Origin of the sequence: Pseudoalteromonas sp. NEC-BIFX-2020_002 (assembly GCF_013002825.1) — a bacterium.
GTDB classification, from domain to species: domain Bacteria; phylum Pseudomonadota; class Gammaproteobacteria; order Enterobacterales; family Alteromonadaceae; genus Pseudoalteromonas; species Pseudoalteromonas neustonica.
Window position 1 is genome coordinate 60,048 of sequence record NZ_JABEPJ010000013.1, and the last position, 16,813, is coordinate 76,860.

Genomic DNA, 16,813 nt, shown 5'->3' on the forward strand with positions numbered 1-16,813 from the left:
TAATGAATTAACAAGGATCATTATGCCAGTCAGCGCAGAGCAAGTAACAGAGCAGTTAATAGCACTTAAGTGTCGTAGCAATTTTAAAATAAAGAATATTACCGAGTTTATGCTACCAAGTTCAAAAGAAGCCATTTATTTACATATTGAAGGCGGCCAACCTAAAATTGTCATTCGCCCAGCTTTTGAAGTGTTTAGTGATGATTTTTCTGCACTTGATGGGGTTTCACGGATCAGCGATGTTTTTCATAATAATGAGATGACCCGCTTTCCTACTCGAATTTATAAAAGTGCGAATCCAATACATTATGGTGTTGCGTTTAAAATAGGCACTGAAAAATCGGCAAAAGAGTTTATTGAATTATTGCTAAAAATTATGAATGGTTAGGTAGTTCACTTTGTTGTCAGGTAACCGCAGGTATGATTATTTAGTAAGAATTAATGGATTGGGTTATGCAAAAATTAATATTCACTTTAATTACAACATTTAGCTTAGTGGGCTGCGGCTTGCAGGTTAAAAGTGATATACCAGAGCCTGATTATGCAATAAAGCACAACCAGTTTGTTAGTAACAATGAACCGATACCTGCAGGTTGCTTTGCACAATTAATGACAAACCTAAATGGTGATAATACAACCGCAGCGGTATTTATTGAGTCTGCAAATTTACGTGGCTGTAATGCAGCTAACTACCCTTACCCTGGTGGAGATGAAACACTGATCACATATAGTATTGAAAAAATACTCCCCGCTCATAGTTATCAATTGAAGGTATGTGAAAGAAGCACTGAAGGTAGTATGTCGGGCAGTTGTGATAACGTTTTAGTTAAATTTACTCATCTAGATTATCAGCTGCCAAATAGTACTAAGCAGGTGTTATCGGTTATTAAACTCGGTGAATGGTAGTTTTAGGTTGTTTATCTTCAGACCCATGAAAAAACGGCAAACTACTGGCTTGCCGTTTTTTAGTTTACAGCGAAGGTTAACGCTTTAAGAAGCTATTAACGGATGCTAACTCACGTTCTTTTAATGCAATACACGTGTTAATGCCTTCTGCTAGTTTGCTTAATGAGCGGGCATAACCTGGCACTTCAGATATTTTATCAGTGAAGAAAGCTTGAGTGGTTTTTAAACTGCTGGCATCACAACCGGCAGTTGTATAATACGGTAAGTTCGGCAGTGCGAATGGCGGTAAATTAGCGGCCACACTATCGTAATTGGTATAAACCCATTTGATCAATCGCGCTTCACGTTCTGGTGTATATTTTTGACCAGATAAAATAGTTCGCATATCTGACGCGGTCACATCATCCGTAAGGCTGTAATCTAGTACTGCTTTTTGTAGCTCAGGTTTTCCAAAATAACTCATAGCAGCGAGCATTTTAGTGCGAACTTGTGGGTCTTTAGTGGTTTTAAATGTATTCATGTAAGCGTCAAGTAAGTTCTTGTCGCCATGAAATGCAGCTAAATTTAAGTAGGTAGATGCTAAATATGGGTCTACTTTACTTGGATTATTTAAATAAACACGTGCTTGGGCTTTCGCTGTATTGATCACACTTTGATCTTCGCCATCAAACCCTAAACGAGAAACAACCTGTGTGCGTAATTGCGAAATTGCGGCATCTTCTCCTATTTTTGCTGTTAAACCATATTGCTTAGCTGCAGGTGTGATGCTCTTTCGGATAAATTCAGGCCAAAGGTGCTGATTGCTTGCATCTTCAAAGGTACGCTTTTGCGAAGCTAGATAAGCCAAAGCGGTATTTGCTACACGTGGGTGCTTGTCACTTATAAAGGTCTCTAGTGTTTGCATTAAATGCGCAGCTGAAATAACACCGGCATCTAGCAGTGCATCAGCGGCAGATAATAGCGCTAAACGTTCGCGTACAGTCAATGTATCGGCGGCTTTATTGATCAGTGCTGCAAACTGTTTATCGTCTAATACCCAGCGGTAGTAACCCAGAGCGCCTTGATCTGGATAAATCCATTCAGGTTCAAACTCAAGCTCAATGGTTTGATTTTCTTTGGTTAGAAGTATGCTAGCAGTTTTTACTTGGTCGCCAGCACCATATTTTATTGCAACAGGTACATTCCAAAGCTGTGCGGGGGCATCAACACCTGCGTTAGTGAAGCGGCTTTGGTTAATAGTAACCATTTTACCTTGCTGGCTTACTTTTACGAGTGGGAAAGAAGATTGCTCTATAAACGATTTTAAAACCCCTGCAACGTCTTTATTCGAGGCTTTACCAAGGGCTTGCCATAAGTCAGCCGCTTCTGCATTTTTATAGGAAAACTCTTTCAGGTAAGCACGAATGCCCTGTTGGAATGCTTCTTCACCAATCCAATTCTCGACCATAGCTAAAACAGCGCTACCTTTGCTGTAAGCTAGGCCTAAACCATCCATTATATCGGCTTCGGTTTTAATTGGTTTGCGGATTGGTTTAGTGCTTAAACGAGCGTCTAATGCCATTACATTATTTTGCGGTAGATCTAGGTGTGATTCAAATTCTGGGTTTAGCTGTGTTGTAATTTTAGCCGCCATCCAGCTTGCAAATGCTTCGTTTAGCCATAAATCATTCCACCACTTCATGGTCACTAAATTACCGTACCATTGGTGTGCAAGCTCGTGCGCTATGATAGAGATGTTACGTTGTTTTTTACTACGAGTAGCGGTTGCTAAATCAAGTAGCAAGATATCTTCACGGTATGTTACTAAGCCTGAATTTTCCATTGCGCCGAATGGAAACTCTGGAACAGCTACTGAATCAAGTTTTTTATAAACGTAAGGAATACCAAAGTAATCTTCAAGAGCCGCTAGCACTTTAGGCATCGCTTGTGCTGCATATTCACCTAAATGAATTTTACCTTGAGGAGTAATAATACGCCCAGGTATTGGCATGTCTTTGACTTCACGCTCTTCAAATGGTCCAACAGCCATTGCCACTAAATAGGAAGGGATTGGTGGTGTTTTATCAAAGAAGTGGGTCGTCATATCACCATTTACAGTGGTTTTTAACTCAGGTGTATTGGCATAGACTTTTTGTGAGCTCGGGGCTGTAATCGTTAATTGAAATGGGATCTTATAACTTGGCTCATCAAAAACAGGGAAGGCGCGGCGAGCATCGCTCATTTCAAATTGTGTAAATAGATAAGGTACCCCTTGATCTAATGTTTTATATAAGCCGACACTTTGACGATTATAAGGGGCAGTAAAGTCTATTTTTAAGGTGTATTTACCAGGTTGAATTTGCTCGTCACAGCTAAATTTAACTTTACCTGTTTTTAGCATTTCAGTGCTTAAATCACAGTTTTTTGTGCCGAGCAGCTTGACCATTTGAGTTGCATAATCAACTCCATTAAGCTCAATATATTTTGTTGGCTTAAGAACTTCAAGACTAATTTCAGTCATACCACTGAAAGTATCTTGAGCTGGATCAAGGGTTAAAGATACGTGTTGAGAGCTTGGTTTTGCCAGCTTTTCAATAACATATTCATTAGCGTGAGCTGAGCTCACTGCAATAGCGACACTGAGCGTCAGTAGGCTTTTAATAAACATAAGGGGATCCTGATTTTTCTTGTTAGAAGTTATGTACTAAAAATATAGAAAAAGAATTTTAGTAGCGTACAAATCATCCTAACAGCTTTTTCTCGGTGAGTAATGAAGTAGTTGGTAACAAGGTTTATCAAATAGTGTGACGCTGCAAGAACCGTTGCCAGTGAGCTTGGGGGTTGATTACGCGTATTTGTTGGATGATATTACTAAGGGTTGCTACATCTGCAAAATCAGTAGGCTCATATTCATTAAAGCCGAGCAGATAATTAAATGCAGCTTTGTTATCTGCTTGGATAGCGTAAATGCGAATTTGCTGCTCAAAATTGAGGCGTAGGCTACTAATTGCTGTTTTCATACCGAGTTGGTCGATACTGGGAATATCACACTTTTGTAAGTAGCCAGCGCGATCTCCTTCACCAGAGAACCAGATACGTACTTTTTCGCTATATCGGCCTGACTTTGCTGGTAAGTCAAATAGTAAGCGAGTATGCCCCTGCTGTTTAACCAAGGTGATATAGTCGTCTAAACCGGCATCAAATAGTGCTTGGTGTACGGGAACAATACGGGCTTTTATTTTTCCATGAGTGTGGAAATGAAAACATAGAATATGCTGATGAACAATAATATCACTTAGCTGCAAATGGCCAATTTCATCGCTATAGGCGCCGCTGTAATATGCAATCAAAGGTAACCAAAAGTGCCAATGCTTAGCTTGCTCTCGAGGTAAGCGAATATCCCCATAAATATAGCCATGGGAAAGGGTGTGTAACTCCATAGTGGAAAAGGGGCGGCGACCAAGATGGGATTTCAACGTAAGTACCTTGAAAGTAAAGACTTGCGCTAGTTTATACCCAAGTGTTTAGGAAATAAACCAGCACAGTAACGCAATGCTAAATAATGCTTATTCGCTTAATGCGCGGGCAAGACCTACGGGCTCTATTTCAACGCAAACTTGGTCATCATTCCAGTTTAGGCCAACTAGTGCATCATCGCTTTTTAGATCTTCAACCCATTCGTCTAAAAATTCATCAAGGTTGATTTCAACAGGGCTATAGTCTGCCCACTCTTCTTTACATTGGGCTTTTGCTGCAGCTTCACTTTCCCACAGGAGTAATACATCGGCGTTTTCAAATTGGTTTGAATCACAAACAACAAAACCACCGTCGTCAGCGCCTAGCGCCCATAATTGCTCACTTTGGCGTACTTTCTCTACAAAACTGATTAGTTCCGATTCAATCTCGATATCACTCATGTGTTTACCCTTAATGTTAAATTCGTGGATCGGTTTGCTTTGCTACTTCTTGCAGGTTATATGCCTGATGAAACTCAATTAACTTATTAAAAGGAGTTAGGTCAATCAGTTCGCGAAAGTAAATCCAATCAAGTAAGCAGTATAAACTGATGCTGAGGTATTCACAGCTATTAAATTCATTATCAGTTAAATGGTTATTTAAATAGCTTAATGTTTCAACAATGCGTTCATTTTGCAGATTAAAAAATAATTTATCAGAATGAGTATCAAAACCTGAGCGCTGGCATAGCAAAACCTCTACGAGAGAATCATTACATGCGTTGATGGTGGTGAGCAAGTTTTCATGCTGCCAGCTTAGGCTCGGCAATTTATTTTTATTAAGCAAGTACCGAATAATCGTGTTGGAGTCAGTGATTGTGTGTTGGTTATCAACCAAAATAGGAATTTTACGAGCCGGGTTATTATTAATCATAACTTGTCGGTCTGCTGGAGAAAAAATATCTAAGTTTTCAAACTGGATATCGGCATTATTTTTAAGTGCCCAAATGCGAATACGTCGAGCAAATGGAGAGGTGGTCGAACCGATTAGCTTCATGATAATCTTCCATAAAAATAAATAAAGCCGCAAAAGCGGCTTTATTTATTGTTAACTTTGCAGGTTACTTTATTCCGTACGGCTAGTAACTTCAAGAAGGTGGTAACCAAATTGAGTCTGTACAGGGCCTTGTACTTGATTAATAGGTGCAGAAAAAACCACCTTATCAAACTCTGGTACCATCATACCAGGACCAAACTCACCCAATGCACCGCCATCTTGACCTGATGGACAGTTTGAATGTGCTTTAGCTAATTCTGCAAAATCTTCACCTTGCTCAATTTTGCTTTTTAAATCTAAGCACTGAGCTTCGCTATCTACTAATATGTGTCGTGCACTTGCCACTGCCATAAAATCTCCCGTTTAAAGTTGGTGTTTTTTTAATCAATTTTGATAGTATTCTAGCCTACTACCAACGGATTATACCAGCATAAATTTAAATATCTGAAATTGCTTTTTCTACTGCTTTAATTAGCTTGTCAGAATTAGGCTTGGTTTTACTGTTAAAACGCTCTACATGCTTACGATCTGCAGAAACAAGGTATTTATAAAAGTTCCAGTTTGGTGAGCTTGTTTGTGCATTTAAATGTTTAAAAATTGGGTTCGCGTCACTTCCGCGTACTTCGCTGGTGGCAAGCATGGTAAAAGTTACGCCATAATTTATAAAACATACTTTGGCTGTTTCTTTTTCGTCATCTTCTTCTTGAAAGAAATCATCTGAAGGGAATCCAATAATAACTAAGCCTTGATCTTTATACTTTTGGTTTAGCGCTTCAAGGCCTTCAAATTGTGAAGTAAACCCGCAATTACTGGCTGTATTAACGATGAGCATAGGTTTGTTTTTAAATTGACATAAATTGATGCTGTCTTTAGAGCGAAGCTTTCGTAAGCTTACGTTTGTGAAGTCATCACAATCTTGTGTTACTAGCGCATTAACAGCTGCTGGAGCTTTAACTTGTGCATATACGTTGCTACTGAATATCATCGCACATAACATAATTTTTTTTAACATACCTAGATTTCCTCTCTGGTGATTTCCTTAGCTCATACGTTACTATGCTATTAATTGATCAACAACAGTTAAAAATATTATGACGACACGTTTAGCAAACATTGATGATTTACCAGCCATTGTCGCAATTTATAATGAAACCATAGCGAGCAGAATGGTCACCGCGGATACCGAGACCGTCAGTGTTGAACAAAAGCGTACTTGGTTTGAAAGTCATACGCAGCAGCGACCACTTTATGTATATGAGCAAGCCGGAAAAGTACTTGCTTGGCTGAGCTATAAATCGTTTTATGGCCGCCCCGCTTATGATGGAACTGTTGAAATTAGCATTTATATAACGTCGTTATCGCAAGGGCAGGGGTTGGGTAAAAAATTATTGCACTTTGCACAGCAGCAAGCAAAATTTTTAAACATTGAAGTGTTACTCGCTTTTATTTTTAGCCATAACATACCAAGCATAAAGCTATTTAATAAATTTGGTTATCAAAAATGGGGAGAATTACCAAACGTAGCGGTCATGGACAGCAAGTACTATAGCTTGACCATTTTAGGTAAGCATTTAGGTTAATGCTATTTAAGTTTGAGGAAAGTTCTTTAGCTTGTTACTAATGCTAAAAATTTGAACTACTCTTTTAAAACGCTAACGTTTTTAAGGGAGTGCTAGGCACAGTGCGCAAAATATTAATCGTAGATAGTAGTAGTGTGCTAGCAATGCGCGTAAAAGTATTGTTGGAGCTCATAGGTTGTGAAATAGAATTAATTCATTTCTCGATGTTAAGTGAAGAGGTCGCTTACAATCAATATGATTTGGTCACGATAGCCCATGGGGTACCTATAGCAACGGCTCAATCATTGGTTAAAGAGTTCCATCAAGATAAAGTTGTATTATTAGCGCCCAAAGCGGAGTATGGGGAACAACTTAATGCTTTTAGCGAGCTCAATAATTTAGTACCAAATGCGATCGTAATTTATCCTTTTTTTGCAAACAAAGAGATCAGCACTTTACTTGAAAGTGTTTTAGATCTCGGTTCCGACAACATATTGCTATTGCCCACTGTTTTATTAGTTGATCATGACCCTGAACGGTTAGCTAAAATTGAAAAAAGTCTTATTGGTGCTCATATTACAACGATCACTGCGGATAGTTTACACAGTGCCGCTTTAAAAATTAAACAGCAGGAAGTTGATATTTTATTAAGTGATTTCAGCTTGCTTGATGGAACCGGTCTAGAGGTGTTCTCTAATTTAAAATTAATTCAACCTCAATGCCGTTGTTTATTATTTACTTCAAAACCCAATCAAGTATCGATGATTGAAGCAATTCGAGGTGGGGTGGAAGATGTACTTGTAAAACCAATAAATGAAAATGTGTTACTTCAATCACTGCATAAATTATGGCAAACAGAGCTATTAAAGCGCCATAACACTGAATTAGTTGAGCGTTTGCAGGACACTGTTGATGCATTGATCGAAAAAGATAGTTTATTACGAGTGATTTATAAACACACTCCTGACGCGATTATGTTGTTTGAGCGTGATGGGAGCGTGATAGAAGCGAACGATGCATGCTCTAAGTTATTTAAAATGCAGTTAAAAGACTTTCAAGGCCGTTCGTTATTTGAAATGCTTGGCGAGTCATCAAGTAAAAGTATTAAAACTAAAATAGCTACCTTAAATCAAAATCGTCAGTTTAGTTGTGACTTGAGTTTGCCGCAAAAAGAAGGAGGAAAAATTCCTTTAGTAGGTTCGTTCAATGAAATTGATCATCATGGTGAAATCGCGCTTGCTGTGATCTTTAAAAATGTTACTCACCTTAAAGAGAAAGAAGACTTATTACTTGAAGCTAAAGATACGCTAGAGCAAGAAGTGCGAGCACGAACCTCACAATTAGAACATGCAAAAAATGTCGCAGAAGCAGCCAATCATAGTAAATCAGAGTTTCTTGCTAATATGTCGCATGAATTACGTACTCCGATGCATTCTATTTTAAGTTTTTCGCGCTTTGGACTAGATAAACTCACCTCTGGGGATTTCGCTAAAGAGAAGCTGCAAAAATATTTATCGCGTATAGAGCGCAGTGGTGAAAGGCTGTTGTCATTACTAAATAATTTACTCGATTTATCTAAATTAGATGTTGGTAAATTTCCCTTTAATCCCCGACCTCATAATTTGAGTAATATTATTAAAACCAGTATCGATGATGTCTCAGGTACAGCCTTAGAAAAAGATATTGAAATCTTATTTTACCCGCAAAAAACACCTGTAATTGCACAGTGTGACGAAGAACAAATAAATCAGCTATTGCGAAATATATTAGGCAATGCATTAAAGTTTAGTGAGCCTCTAAGTAGTATTGAAGTAACATTAATTAATCAAGATGATCAGGCTATTATTAATGTTGTGGATAGCGGTATAGGCATACCTGAAGATGAATTGGAGCATGTTTTTGCAAAATTTGTACAAAGTAGTAAGACGAATCATGGCGCTGGAGGAACAGGGCTAGGACTTGCTTTGTGCCGTGAGTTTGTGTCGTTGCATCAAGGTACTATATCTGCTCATTCAAATAAGCAGGATGGAACAACAATTCGAATCGCGCTGCCTTTAAATATTAGTATTCCTGAGATGCAGAATAAATAAATTACTTTTACTTACTGGTAAGTGTTTTTTTTGCGACTAAACTATTAATATCAGTTTTGAGAAGGATGACACACTATGCCATTAACAAGAATTTTGGCTGTTGATGATGAGCCATTTAATCTAGAGATTATTGAGGAGTTGTTGGAAAATGACTTTGATTTAAAGATGGCAAGCAGCGGCCCAGAGTGCTTGAGTGTGGTCGAAGATTATGACCCTCAAGTGATCTTACTCGATGTTAGCATGCCAAAAATGAATGGCTATGAAGTATGTACTAAGCTAAAGGAGAATCCGAATACTGCACATATAATTGTCATGTTTGTCTCGGCTAGAGGCACCGTAGAGGAGCGAATGGAAGGTTACTCTGTCGGGGCTGAAGATTATATAGTTAAGCCTTTTGGGCATGAGGAACTGCGGTTAAAGTTAAAAAATCTAAACCAAATAATTATTGATAAAGAAAACTTAGAACAACAAGTCGAAGAGGCCACTTCAACAGCTTTTAATGCCATGGCTAATAGCAGTGAAATGGGCCAGATAGTTAACTATATCGAGAATATTGCGCTGATCAATGAGGTTGATATACTCGCCCAGGCTTTGGTTAGTTGCTTAAGCTCATTTGACTTACAGAGTAATATTGAATTTAGATTTATAAATGATGACCCTCAGCACTTTGCTTTAAGAGGTGTTTGCTCCCCTATTGTTATTGAACTATTCGATATGCTTAAAAGTAAAGGGCGCTTACATGAGTTCTCCCACAGGATATTAGTTAATTACGAATTTATAAGCTTATTAATATTAAACATGCCGGATCATGATCAAGATAAGCATGGGCGTATTCGAGATCATGTTTGCTTTTTAGTAAGTGTTACTGAGCAACAACTAAAAGCGATTCTTACACGTAAGAAATTAGAGCAACAAGAAACCAAACTAAATGAAGTTGTGGATATGGTACATAGTAAATTTCATGGTTTAATGGATTTACTGAACGAAAACCGCTTAAGTAATGAAGCGGTATTTAAACGCTTGCAAGAAGAGCTTGAAGAGCGTATCCCGACAATGGGGTTGGATGAGGATCAAGAGATCTTTATTTATCAAAAAGTAGATCGCACGATTCAGAACTCAGTTGCACGAGAAGACTCAGTAAAAAATGTTAAAGCTGCATTTCAAGAAATAGAGCAGGATTTAGCACAGTTACTCGATAATACAAACAGAACTTAAATCTAATGTGGCTAATTTATGAGTGTCACGTTGCTTTTTTGATATTGGCCTAGGCATCTCTTGGTAGGCCTTTTTCTACAATACGTATAAGGCGTGCTGTTTTTCTTAATAGCTTATCTTGTTTTGATTTTTGTTGTGTAAGCGCCCAATCAATATGCTCTTTGACCAAGTCACTGGACGTTTCGCGAGTTATTAAGAGTATGTCGATTATCGCTTGGTTAAACTGTGCATTACCTAACCCTACGGCAATATTACGACGCCAACGTTCATGCCCAATACGACGAATTGGGCTGCCTTCTGTGTTTTTTAGAAAAGTTACTTCGTCCCAGCTAAATAGGCTAACTAAGTCTTGGTCTTTAAGTTGTGTGCGAGGATGAAAGTCGGCCTCATCGGTAATTTGGCCATAGCGATTCCATGGACACACCAGCTGACAGTCATCACACCCATAGATACGATTACCTAACAGTGGACGATATTGCTCAGGGATAGGCCCTTGTAGCTCAATTGTTAAATACGATATGCATTTACGTGCATCAACAACATACGGCTCTACAATGGCGCCTGTTGGGCATAATGTGATACATGCCACGCATTTTCCGCAGCCTTCGATCTCGTTCGGTTTGTCTATGGGTAAAGGAATATCAACAAATAGCTCCCCTAAAAAAAACCACGAACCAGCTTCCTTGTTGATCAACAAACTGTGCTTTCCTTGCCAACCTAACCCTGCTTTTTCAGCTAGTTGGCGCTCCAATACTGGAGCTGAATCAACAAAAGGGCGGTAACCAAATTGACCAATATGCTGCTCTATTTTCTGACCCAATTTTTTAATGCGGTTGCGCATTAACTTATGATAATCACGGCCAAGTGCATAGCGGCTAATATATGCTTTATCGGTATTTTTAAGGTTTTTTGCAAAACTGGCATCGGGAGGTAAATAATTCATTTTTACTGAAATGACTCGCTGTGTACCAGGAACAAGCTCGGCAGGACGCGCGCGCTTCATGCCATGGGCAGCCATATACTCCATATCGCCGTGATAACCCAAGTCAAGCCAGCGTTGCAGTTGTGCCTCATGCTTGCTTAGGTCTACATCGGTAATGCCGACCTCGCTAAAACCAAGTTCTTGGCCCCAAAGCTTAATCTGCTGTGCAAGTTCATTGTAATCTGGAGATTGGCTCGTCACGTGAGTATAGTCATGGTTGTAAAATGGCCGCGTAATTTAGCACATTTGTGTGAGAACATCACGACAGATTAAACAAAGCGCTTTAGCTGGTGTTGAGTTTGTTCGCTCAGTTGTTGTGATAATTTGCAATCACCTAAAGCTACATCAATTTGCGCTTTAGCTTGAGAGCCTAATTCAACAATTTGCTCAACTGACTGGTGTGTTTCGTTTTGTGTTTGCTCCAGTGAGTGCACGGCGCTGACAATTTGCTGCAATTGTTGCTGGTTGTGTTCAAATTCAACGAGTCGGTCAGTAAATCCATGAGACGTTTTACTTATTGTTGTTTCAGCATGATGAGAGTAACCAACCAATTGCTCAGATTCTTTATTTGTTTTGCCTACTAAAGCATCCATTTGATTAATAAAATCGCTGATTTGACGGGTAGCATCACTGACTTTAACAGACAAAGTTCTCACTTCATCGGCTACTACTGCAAAACCACGGCCAGCTTCGCCTGCGCGAGCGGCTTCAATAGCGGCATTTAGTGCCAGTAAATTGGTTTGATCTGAAAACTCTTCGACCATTTTTAATATACTACGAATATTATCGCTGTTTTGTTTTAATCCTGAAATGGTTTTAGAAAAGCTGCCCAATACATGGCTAATTGCTTTGACTTGGGTAACAAGCTCAGTGAGTTCTTGAGCTGAGTGGGTAACGAAATTCAAATGTTCGGCATTTACTTGATGAACACTGTCAGTGTTTGTCACTATGCTTTGTAAGCTATCTGTTATCTGATTGCTTGCCGCGGTAATTGTTTGGCTAAAGTCTATCTGTTGTTCGCTTAACTGTACGGTATGTTGCATTGATTTAGTTACTTGCGTGTTACTTTGCGCGCTCGCTTGTGAGCTTTCGTAGGTTGTTGCGAGTAATTCACTTAAGTGTGCCGTAAACATATTATATTGCTCACTGACTTCGCGAAATTCATCGTATGTAAAATGTGGCAACTGCTCAGTTAAGTTGGCATCTTGACGGTTTATTTGCTTTAACGTATCACGCATGGCCGTAACAGGGCGAACAATTAAAAAACGCATATAAAAGATAGTGAATGTAAATCCGGCAACAATAACGCAGGTAAGCAGCCAGAATGCTCCTTGATCTGCGTCTTGCGTAGTAAGACTTTTATACAGCCAAAGTAACGTAATAGCTTGGAAAGCAAAGACAAAACTAAGGTTACCAATGATCTTACGTGTTAAGGTAAAAAAGAAAGTTTGTTCTAGAAAGTTATAAATGCGCATATACCCACTCATCAATGGTCCGTTTGGCTGTTGCATGGAGTTTTACTCAGTATCGTTCAAATCGGCTATAATTCAAGAATATAGGACGAATAGCAGTCCATAATACCTCTAATTTATAGGGAATTTAAAATCATTTTAGTGTTACATGGGTAGTTAGTAAAAACGCCATCAACGCCATATTCGAGCATAAGCTCTATATCTTCTTGCTTATCAACAGTATATGCGTAAACAAGCAGCCCTCGCTGCTTGGCATCCGCGACAAAGGTATGATTAATAAAATTTTTATCAATATGAATACTTGATGCACCCAAACGCTGAGCAAATTCAGCGTAATTAATAGGGATTGAGGCTGTTAGAGCGCCTATTTTTATCCAAGGCAATTTTTGTTTAAGCCACATGAGTTGATGATGATCAAACGAAGAGACTAATATATTGTCTTGAGACAGTTTATTTGCGGCAATATTACCTTCAATAAGATCAACAAATTTATCGAGAGAAAAGGTGTGTTTTAACTCAAAATTGAGTAGCGTTTTATTGTTAACCCAATCAATTACCTGTTGTAATGTAGGTACCTGTTGACCGTTACCGGCATCAAATTTTTGTATTTGTTCGCGAGTTAATTTATTTACTTTACCATTGCCGTCAGTGGTTCGATCGAGCCAGGTATCGTGAATAATCAAATAGTCATCAAGACAACTTTGTACATCAATTTCAATGCCATCGACGTCTATTTCAACAGCTGCTTGAATAGCACTTTTGGTATTTTCAGGGTAGCTCCCGCTGGCGCCACGGTGGGCAAAAACTTTTATCATAATGTGTGTTTCCGTGTAACAGACCATGTTTCGTAAAACGCCGCGCTGATCACTAAAGCTCCGCCGAGCAAGGTCAGCAATGAAGGTTGTTCATGTAATAATAGAAAAGCTAAAAATGTGCCATATAAAGGCTGCAAGCACGAGATCAGCCCTGCTGTTGAAGCTGATAAGTATTGCAGGCTGGCTGCAAATAATGAATGTGGGGTCGCTGTAAAGATGACTCCAGCTACTAATAATAACCCTAAATCATAAGATGGTATTTCTATCACTGGCACTTCTATAAAAGCACACAATAAAATGCTCGCTACACATGTTTGGTAAAACATGGTTTGTGGCCCGCCATATTGACTAAAATAACGCTTATGTATGATATTCCTAATTGCAAAGAAAAACGCAGATACAACACCTGTTAAGACTCCTTGTGTTATATCCCCCCCCATATCAGCATCAGGAATAAGTAAATAAATACCAAAAATAACTACGCAGGCGCTGAGTAGGTCGGTTAATTTTGGTTTGCATTGATTGAAAAAAGGTTCAATAAAGACGGTAATCACTGGGTAAGTGAAAAATGCAATCATACCTATCGCGATACCTGCCATTTGCATTCCTGCAAAATAGGTAACCCAATGTAGCCCGACGGCAACACCTAAAAAAAGGGCAATAGCATAATCTTTAGTTGCATTTAGTTTGATGGCTTTTTTTTGCCACAGCAATAATAACAAAATGGCAACGCCAGCAATCGCAGCGCGGTAAACCGTAATGTCTAATGCGTTAAGGTTGATAAGTTGAGCAAAGAGTGCAGTGCCTCCAAACAATAGAACCGCAATATGTAAATAGATCAAGCTTTGTTGTTGGGGCTGCATATAACTCCTTTTTTGTTTTAGTGACAAATGTCAGGTTATTTCATGACAATTTACACTATATTCGCTGTGTATTAATAGCGATAGTTAAAGCATCAGATTTTTGTAATGTATACAAGGGGGTCTATGAATAATGCAGCATGGTTTAGTTTATTTATTGCTGGTCTTTTCGAAGTTGTTTGGGCTTTAGCCATGAAACAATCAAACGGTTTTACCAAATTATGGCCCAGTATTATTACATTTGCAGCGATGTGGGCAAGCTTTGCGTTTTTGTCCTTTGCTTTAAAGTCACTGCCCTTAGGCATAAGTTATACAATGTGGGTTGGAATAGGTGCTGTGGGTGTAAGTATTGTTAGTGTGTTGTGGCTAAAGGAGTCAATATCGTTGATTCAGTTAGGATGTATAGGGCTAATATTGATAGGTATTATTGGGTTAAAAATTCACACAGTATAAAACCTGTAAGTAACCTAAACTCGGGATAATAAATCTATCTCCAGTGGCTATTTTCAACGCTGACTACGTTGAATTTACTTGCAATAGACCAGCTATTGACGCGTAAATTCGCCTTGTTACCCCTGAAAATCTCCGACTGGAGAGTTGAGTAAGTTTTTATAATATTAAATCAATACGTTAGTAAATATCTTAACCCGAGTTCAGGTTAAGTAATATTATGTGGTGCGGTTTTAGGGATTATAAAGGACATTTATGAGTACACATACAAGCTTGGCTTTGCAAAGTAGAATCAAACAGTTTTGGAATTGGGGGCCACTATTATTTACAGGTTTTTATCTATTACCCACATTTTTTAATTTTGAGCAATTAAGTGTATTGAATATTACGGCAACATTGCTTTTTTATTGCGCATTTATAGTTTTGTATATTAAGGCAATTAATTGTGCGAACACTAACGTCACTGCCTTGTTTATCGCTATGCTTACGGTATGTGTCGGAGCCAGTTTTTTTACATCTGGCACATCTACACTTTTTGGATTTACAGCTTATATTGCCGGGTTTTGTTTTACAAAAACGTCTCGCTTAGCTGCGGGTTTATCTGTCATTGTTGGTGTTATATGCAGTGCCTATATAATTGATTTACATGGCCCTGAATATTTTCTAGGCGTTGCAATTATTTTAAGTGTCGCGTTATTTACCTTTGGTTTTGCAGGGCAAAAAGAGCGTACTTACAAGCAGCGAGAACAAGAAAGCGCGAAGCAGCTAGAGCAGCTTGCCGCTATTGCTGAGCGAGAACGAATTGCCCGAGATTTACATGATATTTTAGGTCATTCACTATCTTCTATCGCGCTAAAAGCTGAACTTGCCAGTAAGCTCAATCAAGCTCAGCGGTATCCCCAAGCAAATAGCGAAATTGAACAAGTTGCTGAGCTTGCAAGGCAATTATTAAGTGATGTAAGAAGTGCGGTGAGTGATTTAAAGCAACTAAATATAAGCAATCAGGTAGCTACATTGATGGAGCGTTTAAAAGAGCAAGGTTTTGATGTTGATTTACATATAGATATAAATAAGTTACCAGTTAAAGTTGAGGGTATTGCTAGTTTGATAATCAAAGAAGCGGTGACCAACCTTCTACGCCATAGTAAAAATAAACGTTGTGCTATATACATAAAGCAAAGCGAGGAGCAGTTAGAAATTAATATTGTAAATTATGACCTGTGTGAAAAAGTAAACAAGGGCAATGGCCTCAATGGTATTAAGGAGCGAGCATCACAGCTTGGTGGTTTAATTAATATAGAAACTGGGGAATGTTTTAGTTTGAATATTATTCTACCTTTGGTTAGAGAGTATGAGGTGACGTTATGATTAAAGTTTATTTAGTTGAAGATCAAGGGCTGGTTCTTGGTGCTGTCGCTGCATTACTTAGCTTAGATATAAGCATTGAGGTCATAGGTCAGGCCGCGAATGGGCAAATTGCAATGCAAGAAATCCCTCAGTTGAAACCAGATATTGTACTCAGTGATATTGAAATGCCAATAATGACAGGTATTGAACTTGCTGAACAGTTACGTGATAAATGCCCTGAAATAAAAGTGGTGATCATGACCACGTTTTCTCGCGCTGGGTATATTCGCCGCTCTATGGCCGCTGGTGTTAAAGGATTTGTGCTAAAAGAAGCACCCAGTGATAGCTTAATTGCCACATTAAAAAAAGTGATGGCAGGGCAAAAAGTAATTGATTCTGAGCTTGCATTAAATGCACTTGAAGACAGTGATCCGTTATCTGATAAGGAGCGAAAAGCATTAAAACTTGCTGGAGACGGGTTGAAAACAAGTGACATCGCCGCCAAGTTATATTTAAGTGAAGGCACGGTACGTAATTACCTATCGGACGCTATTGCTAAATTAAATGCCATAAACCGAGTAGATGCAGCACGTATAGCCAAGCAAAAAGGCTGGTTATAACGTTAT

Annotated in this window: 18 protein-coding genes; 8 read left to right on the forward strand and 10 right to left on the reverse strand. The window is 38.8% G+C overall.

All coding sequences use genetic code 11. The features are described 5' to 3' along the window. Positions 1–22 precede the first annotated feature (22 nt). Together HJP15_RS14930 and HJP15_RS14935 are read left to right on the forward strand one after the other, a co-directional pair. Positions 23–388 (forward strand): hypothetical protein, encoded by a 366-nt coding sequence (locus HJP15_RS14930; RefSeq protein WP_054206627.1) that lies wholly within the window; start codon positions 23–25, stop codon positions 386–388. A gap of 65 nt (positions 389–453) precedes the next feature. Continuing rightward, entirely contained in the window at positions 454–906 is a 453-nt protein-coding gene (locus HJP15_RS14935; protein WP_152960580.1) for a hypothetical protein, read from the forward strand. A 76-nt stretch (positions 907–982) separates the two neighbouring features. Here HJP15_RS14935 and HJP15_RS14940 read toward each other — a convergent pair whose 3' ends face one another. From HJP15_RS14940 to HJP15_RS14965, 6 genes are all read right to left on the reverse strand, one after another. Further along, positions 983–3,553 (reverse strand): M1 family metallopeptidase, encoded by a 2,571-nt coding sequence (locus tag HJP15_RS14940; RefSeq protein WP_064436027.1) that lies wholly within the window; start codon positions 3,551–3,553, stop codon positions 983–985. 127 nt (positions 3,554–3,680) lie between these two features. After that, a complete protein-coding gene (locus HJP15_RS14945) occupies positions 3,681–4,361 on the reverse strand; it encodes a site-specific integrase (protein WP_054206624.1) in 681 nt (226 codons plus the stop codon). Positions 4,362–4,451: 90 nt separating this feature from the next. Then, positions 4,452–4,802: a DUF2750 domain-containing protein gene (locus tag HJP15_RS14950; protein WP_054206623.1), complete on the reverse strand. Its 351-nt coding sequence runs from the start codon at positions 4,800–4,802 to the stop codon at positions 4,452–4,454. 16 nt (positions 4,803–4,818) lie between these two features. Further along, a complete protein-coding gene (locus HJP15_RS14955; RefSeq protein WP_054452705.1) occupies positions 4,819–5,397 on the reverse strand; it encodes a glutathione S-transferase family protein in 579 nt (192 codons plus the stop codon). A 69-nt stretch (positions 5,398–5,466) separates the two neighbouring features. After that, the gene (locus HJP15_RS14960; protein ID WP_054206621.1) at positions 5,467–5,748 is read right to left on the reverse strand and encodes a peptidylprolyl isomerase; all 282 of its coding nucleotides are present in this window, start codon (positions 5,746–5,748) and stop codon (positions 5,467–5,469) included. A gap of 85 nt (positions 5,749–5,833) precedes the next feature. Further along, the gene (locus HJP15_RS14965) at positions 5,834–6,409 is read right to left on the reverse strand and encodes a glutathione peroxidase (protein ID WP_054206620.1); all 576 of its coding nucleotides are present in this window, start codon (positions 6,407–6,409) and stop codon (positions 5,834–5,836) included. A 79-nt stretch (positions 6,410–6,488) separates the two neighbouring features. Between HJP15_RS14965 and HJP15_RS14970 the strand changes: the two genes are divergently transcribed. The 3 genes from HJP15_RS14970 to HJP15_RS14980 all read left to right on the forward strand — a co-directional run bounded on the left by HJP15_RS14970 (position 6,489) and on the right by HJP15_RS14980 (position 10,261). Further along, positions 6,489–6,977, forward strand: a complete 489-nt coding sequence (locus HJP15_RS14970; protein WP_054206619.1) for a GNAT family N-acetyltransferase — start codon at positions 6,489–6,491, stop codon at positions 6,975–6,977. 143 nt (positions 6,978–7,120) lie between these two features. After that, positions 7,121–9,046 (forward strand): hybrid sensor histidine kinase/response regulator, encoded by a 1,926-nt coding sequence (locus HJP15_RS14975; RefSeq protein ID WP_064436033.1) that lies wholly within the window; start codon positions 7,121–7,123, stop codon positions 9,044–9,046. A 75-nt stretch (positions 9,047–9,121) separates the two neighbouring features. Then, the gene (locus HJP15_RS14980) at positions 9,122–10,261 is read left to right on the forward strand and encodes a response regulator (RefSeq protein ID WP_054206618.1); all 1,140 of its coding nucleotides are present in this window, start codon (positions 9,122–9,124) and stop codon (positions 10,259–10,261) included. Between the two features lie 49 nt (positions 10,262–10,310). Here HJP15_RS14980 and queG read toward each other — a convergent pair whose 3' ends face one another. The 4 genes from queG to HJP15_RS15000 all read right to left on the reverse strand — a co-directional run bounded on the left by queG (position 10,311) and on the right by HJP15_RS15000 (position 14,393). Further along, positions 10,311–11,444: a tRNA epoxyqueuosine(34) reductase QueG gene (gene queG / locus HJP15_RS14985; protein WP_054206617.1), complete on the reverse strand. Its 1,134-nt coding sequence runs from the start codon at positions 11,442–11,444 to the stop codon at positions 10,311–10,313. A 68-nt stretch (positions 11,445–11,512) separates the two neighbouring features. After that, complete coding sequence (locus HJP15_RS14990) at positions 11,513–12,730, reverse strand: methyl-accepting chemotaxis protein (RefSeq protein WP_054206616.1); 1,218 nt, start codon at positions 12,728–12,730, stop codon at positions 11,513–11,515. Between the two features lie 101 nt (positions 12,731–12,831). Then, positions 12,832–13,527 carry a glycerophosphodiester phosphodiesterase gene (locus HJP15_RS14995; protein WP_054206656.1) on the reverse strand — a complete coding sequence of 232 codons (696 nt, stop codon included), beginning with the start codon at positions 13,525–13,527 and terminating at the stop codon, positions 12,832–12,834. Then, positions 13,527–14,393, reverse strand: coding sequence for a DMT family transporter (locus HJP15_RS15000; protein ID WP_054206615.1), 867 nt, complete (start codon positions 14,391–14,393; stop codon positions 13,527–13,529). Before HJP15_RS15000 ends, HJP15_RS14995 begins: the two co-directional genes overlap by 1 nt. A 123-nt stretch (positions 14,394–14,516) precedes the next feature. Between HJP15_RS15000 and HJP15_RS15005 the strand changes: the two genes are divergently transcribed. From HJP15_RS15005 to HJP15_RS15015, 3 genes are all read left to right on the forward strand, one after another. Continuing rightward, on the forward strand, positions 14,517–14,843 hold the full coding sequence (locus HJP15_RS15005; RefSeq protein ID WP_054206614.1) for a DMT family transporter: 327 nt from the start codon (positions 14,517–14,519) through the stop codon (positions 14,841–14,843). A gap of 252 nt (positions 14,844–15,095) precedes the next feature. Continuing rightward, the gene (locus HJP15_RS15010) at positions 15,096–16,208 is read left to right on the forward strand and encodes a sensor histidine kinase (protein WP_170174075.1); all 1,113 of its coding nucleotides are present in this window, start codon (positions 15,096–15,098) and stop codon (positions 16,206–16,208) included. Beyond that, positions 16,205–16,807 carry a response regulator transcription factor gene (locus HJP15_RS15015; RefSeq protein ID WP_054206612.1) on the forward strand — a complete coding sequence of 201 codons (603 nt, stop codon included), beginning with the start codon at positions 16,205–16,207 and terminating at the stop codon, positions 16,805–16,807. Before HJP15_RS15010 ends, HJP15_RS15015 begins: the two co-directional genes overlap by 4 nt. The last annotated feature ends 6 nt before the right edge of the window (positions 16,808–16,813 follow it).

What these genes read in the sequence shown, in the direction of transcription:
- HJP15_RS14965 (WP_054206620.1), bottom strand. Translation starts at nt 6,409, where the DNA reads ATGTTAAAAAAAATTATGTTATGTGCGATGATATTCAGTAGCAACGTA.
- HJP15_RS14980 (WP_054206618.1), top strand. Translation starts at nt 9,122, where the DNA reads ATGCCATTAACAAGAATTTTGGCTGTTGATGATGAGCCATTTAATCTA.
- HJP15_RS14960 (WP_054206621.1), bottom strand. Translation starts at nt 5,748, where the DNA reads ATGGCAGTGGCAAGTGCACGACACATATTAGTAGATAGCGAAGCTCAG.
- HJP15_RS14950 (WP_054206623.1), bottom strand. Translation starts at nt 4,802, where the DNA reads ATGAGTGATATCGAGATTGAATCGGAACTAATCAGTTTTGTAGAGAAA.
- HJP15_RS14935 (WP_152960580.1), top strand. Translation starts at nt 454, where the DNA reads ATGCAAAAATTAATATTCACTTTAATTACAACATTTAGCTTAGTGGGC.
- HJP15_RS15000 (WP_054206615.1), bottom strand. Translation starts at nt 14,393, where the DNA reads ATGCAGCCCCAACAACAAAGCTTGATCTATTTACATATTGCGGTTCTA.
- HJP15_RS14990 (WP_054206616.1), bottom strand. Translation starts at nt 12,730, where the DNA reads ATGAGTGGGTATATGCGCATTTATAACTTTCTAGAACAAACTTTCTTT.
- HJP15_RS14975 (WP_064436033.1), top strand. Translation starts at nt 7,121, where the DNA reads ATGCGCGTAAAAGTATTGTTGGAGCTCATAGGTTGTGAAATAGAATTA.
- HJP15_RS14940 (WP_064436027.1), bottom strand. Translation starts at nt 3,553, where the DNA reads ATGTTTATTAAAAGCCTACTGACGCTCAGTGTCGCTATTGCAGTGAGC.
- HJP15_RS14970 (WP_054206619.1), top strand. Translation starts at nt 6,489, where the DNA reads ATGACGACACGTTTAGCAAACATTGATGATTTACCAGCCATTGTCGCA.
- HJP15_RS15015 (WP_054206612.1), top strand. Translation starts at nt 16,205, where the DNA reads ATGATTAAAGTTTATTTAGTTGAAGATCAAGGGCTGGTTCTTGGTGCT.
- HJP15_RS15005 (WP_054206614.1), top strand. Translation starts at nt 14,517, where the DNA reads ATGAATAATGCAGCATGGTTTAGTTTATTTATTGCTGGTCTTTTCGAA.
- HJP15_RS14930 (WP_054206627.1), top strand. Translation starts at nt 23, where the DNA reads ATGCCAGTCAGCGCAGAGCAAGTAACAGAGCAGTTAATAGCACTTAAG.
- HJP15_RS14955 (WP_054452705.1), bottom strand. Translation starts at nt 5,397, where the DNA reads ATGAAGCTAATCGGTTCGACCACCTCTCCATTTGCTCGACGTATTCGC.
- HJP15_RS15010 (WP_170174075.1), top strand. Translation starts at nt 15,096, where the DNA reads ATGAGTACACATACAAGCTTGGCTTTGCAAAGTAGAATCAAACAGTTT.